This window comes from Brevibacterium sp. S111, from assembly GCF_004745075.1.
Lineage (GTDB): Bacteria > Actinomycetota > Actinomycetes > Actinomycetales > Brevibacteriaceae > Brevibacterium.
Genome location: NZ_RHFH01000040.1, coordinates 1 through 3,247, shown reverse-complemented (window position 1 = coordinate 3,247; position 3,247 = coordinate 1). Strand labels below are relative to the sequence as shown.

Here is a 3,247-nt window from a genome sequence, read left to right as displayed (position 1 = left end):
GCGACGGCGTCGGCCTTGAACTCCGAGGTGAACTCTCTGCGGGGCCGCCGCGGGGATTGGCTGGTAGTCATGTGCAGCAGTTTCCTTTCATCGGGTTCTGCTGTCTACTCAAATCATGACACCCCAAACGAACGTCAGATCCAGCAATCAGGTCCGCGATGAGCTGAAGATTGTCTTTGTTGTTGAGAAGCTCGCTGAAGAGTTCTCGAAGCGCGGTGACGTCGGAGCCCGGGGACATTAGAGCCGTTTGTGCTTGAGTTTGCATGAAGACTCTGTCTCCCAACGGTCTACGCTCAGACTCGTATGTGCTGAGTAGATCTTTGGGTGCCCAGCCGTCGATGTCGGCGGCAATCTTCCACGCCAGATTCGCGGCATCCTGAAGAGCAAGATTCAAACCGGGTCCGCCTGCAGCGGAGTGCACATGGGCAGAGTCGCCAACGAGGAAGACACGGCGGTCGCGGTACCGTTCGGCCAAGCGAGTATTGCGTCCACTGAGCCGACGCAGCAGAGTTGGGCGGCCAATCGGTGGAGGTGTCAGTTTCACTGGCGCGCCAATGACTCTTTCGATGCTGTTTTCCATCTCAGCCATGGACATGCGTGTACCAGTTCCCGGGCAATTGCCGTCAGGTTCCTCTTCCCATTCCATGGTGTGTACTACAGGATTCTGTGGGTCCAGCATGGCGATCGTGAATACGCCCTGCTCTGTTCTGTAGAAGGTTCCCGGAATTCTCCCAAGTCCAGCTACATCTACCTCGCCTCCATCGACCGGAATGAACTGGTTGGACGGAGCGATCAACGCGGTGCGATCGACTATATGGCGGTCAGTATGACCGGGGAATCCAATCCCGGATTCCTTCCGTACGTTGCTCCTGGCCCCGTCGCTGCCGATCAGGTAGTCAGCGGTGATAATCGATTCGGTCCCAGCTTCTAGATCCGACAGGGTGACTTCGACATGGTCATCCGCCTGCGTAAACGACTTCATTTCGATGCCTCGGCGGATCTCGATGCCTAGTTCCTCGGCACGAACGTTCAACATTTGTTCAAAATCTCGTTGATTAATTGGCAACAAATGCATGGGGTTATCGTCGGCCAGCATATGCAGTGGAAGGGGCATTGCGCCGAAGAAGAACCCTGGAGCAGCTTCTGGAATCGATGTACCGCTGGCTCGTTCGAACAATCCACGGTGATCAAGCAAACGAACGACTTGTCCGGTCAAACCGTGTGCTTTGTCGTCTTGGCTGATGCTAGTGAGTCGTTCTATCACGAGTGGTTTTGCACCTGCGAGTTTGAGTTCGCATGCAACGAACACGCCGACTGGGCCACCGCCGACGATTATGACATCAAACATAGAGTTCCTTCTGGATTGGGTGAATAATGTGTGGCTCAGAGAGTGTGATCTAGACCCGCTCCCAGTTGTCGAAAGGACTCGGACAACTGGGAGAGGAGCGGCTGGGGCTCTTCTAGTCCGAGCCAGTGTTCCAACGTGGTTAATAGAGTTGATAGTGCCGCGTTTGCAACGAGGCAGGGGCGTGGATCGGTCGTGGTTGACACGCCGATCCGACGTGCTATTGCTGCGCCGAGCGTTGCAGTAGCAGCCCGAGCTCCGCGGTCGACCGCGGACTGCATTTCTGGGTCAGAGAGTATTTGAAGAAGTTCGTCGCGCTCGGACTGCGACGGAGATGTGTGTTTCGATTCCGTCTTGTACGGTTCGAGAATCACGTGCGTCACTGCTGTCCATATTGGTTCACTGGCCGGTCGGATTGACAAAGCGTCCGCCGCGGCTTGGGTGCGCGAGACATGGCGATCGGCAATAGCATCCTCCTTGCTGGAGAAATAGTTGCCGAATGTTCGCCGAGACACGCCCACACGGTTGACAATATCGACGACCCTCACATTGCTCAGGCCCCGTTCTCGAGCAAGAAGCACAGTCGTGAGGCTCAGGCTATTTCGCAGTGCAAGTCTCTTACTCTCCCTCAGCCCTGTTGTCATGACGTCAGCTTAGAATAATATTGCCTATCAGGCAATATTGCGCATTGGGCATGCAATGAAACTATGAAAAATGGGGGCAACAGGTTCTTGCACGGTTCAGAAGAATAGACTCTTGGTCGCCGGGGGCGGTCTGCAGAATGGTGTGCCATGAGCACGATCATGGCGTCAGAGACGATGCCCGCTATCTATTGAATAGATCGACCTGATCAGTTCTCACAGGTCTCGATCGTCGATGTCATGGCCTTGCGATCTGCCGGTGTCACAGGTAGTTCGTACTTGTCGGCGACGAATGCGTACCTGGCAACGAATGTGCAGTCGTAGGCGGGGTTGCCTGAGTCGGTGGGCATCCACTCTTCGGGGCCGAGGTCGGACTTCGACTGGTTGGCCGGACCATCGACAGCGATGAGGTTGTCGGGATCATTCGCGATTGCTTCGCGCTTGTCCTGGGACCAATCTTTGGCGCCCATGCGATAGGTGTACCCGAGTGCGACGATGTGTTCGATCTGAACCTCTGAGGAGGTGGACGGGCCGCGAGTGAATTCGATGGTCTCACCGGTGTAGGGGTCATCAAGTGTGCCGGTGGCTACTTGGCAATCATCGTCGTGGGAATAGGTGACGTCGTCGAAGTCTCGGTTGAGGATGTCGTTTCGCGTGTCGCCACAGAACGATGGGTCTGACGAATCATCACCGGTCAGCCAGGTTCCGTACTGCGGGACACGATCGTAGCCGTCCATCGATGAGGCTTCCTTGGTCTCCAGTGATGCGATAAGGGCGGTGGCCTTCTGCCGGTCCACGGTGCCGATGGTGGCTGTACCATCCGATCCGATGAGGTCGTTGAGTTCGACAGAGACTGAAGGGCCGGCCGGTGCGGCTTCATCGGCGGCCTTCGTGGAGTCAGTGTCGACGACGTTCGTGTAGAGGAAGAATGCGGCGATGGCCGCGGCGACGAGGGTGAAGATTGCTTTTCTCATACTGGCCACTGACGTGGGGAGACTGAATGGGTCCCCACGTCAGCGGCCAGTGATGCCTGGAGAACCTGTTGACGAACATGATTGTCTAGAGGAAAACGAAAGGGGCATGTGATGGTCAGCGTCACCACCGAACTCAGTGACGATCAGGCATTGGGGCTGATTGGGGTGTCATGATTTGAGTAGACAGCAGAACCCGATGAAAGGAAACTGCTGCACATGACTACCAGCCAATCCCCGCGGCGGCCCCGCAGAGAGTTCACCTCGGAGTTCAAGGCCGACGCCGTCGC

2 protein-coding genes are annotated in these 3,247 nt (G+C 56.3%); both read right to left on the bottom strand.

All coding sequences use genetic code 11. From position 1 onward, the window contains the following. Nucleotides 1-67 precede the first annotated feature (67 nt). Entirely contained in the window at nucleotides 68-1,348 is a 1,281-nt protein-coding gene (locus EB836_RS17880) for an FAD-dependent monooxygenase (RefSeq protein WP_135542785.1), read from the bottom strand. Between the two features lie 847 nt (nucleotides 1,349-2,195). Next, entirely contained in the window at nucleotides 2,196-2,960 is a 765-nt protein-coding gene (locus tag EB836_RS17870) for an HNH endonuclease family protein (protein WP_135542781.1), read from the bottom strand. Nucleotides 2,961-3,247 lie beyond the last annotated feature (287 nt).

Coding starts and splice junctions, on each gene's coding strand:
- EB836_RS17870 (WP_135542781.1), bottom strand. CDS start 2,960: ATGAGAAAAGCAATCTTCACCCTCGTCGCCGCGGCCATCGCCGCATTC.
- EB836_RS17880 (WP_135542785.1), bottom strand. CDS start 1,348: ATGTTTGATGTCATAATCGTCGGCGGTGGCCCAGTCGGCGTGTTCGTT.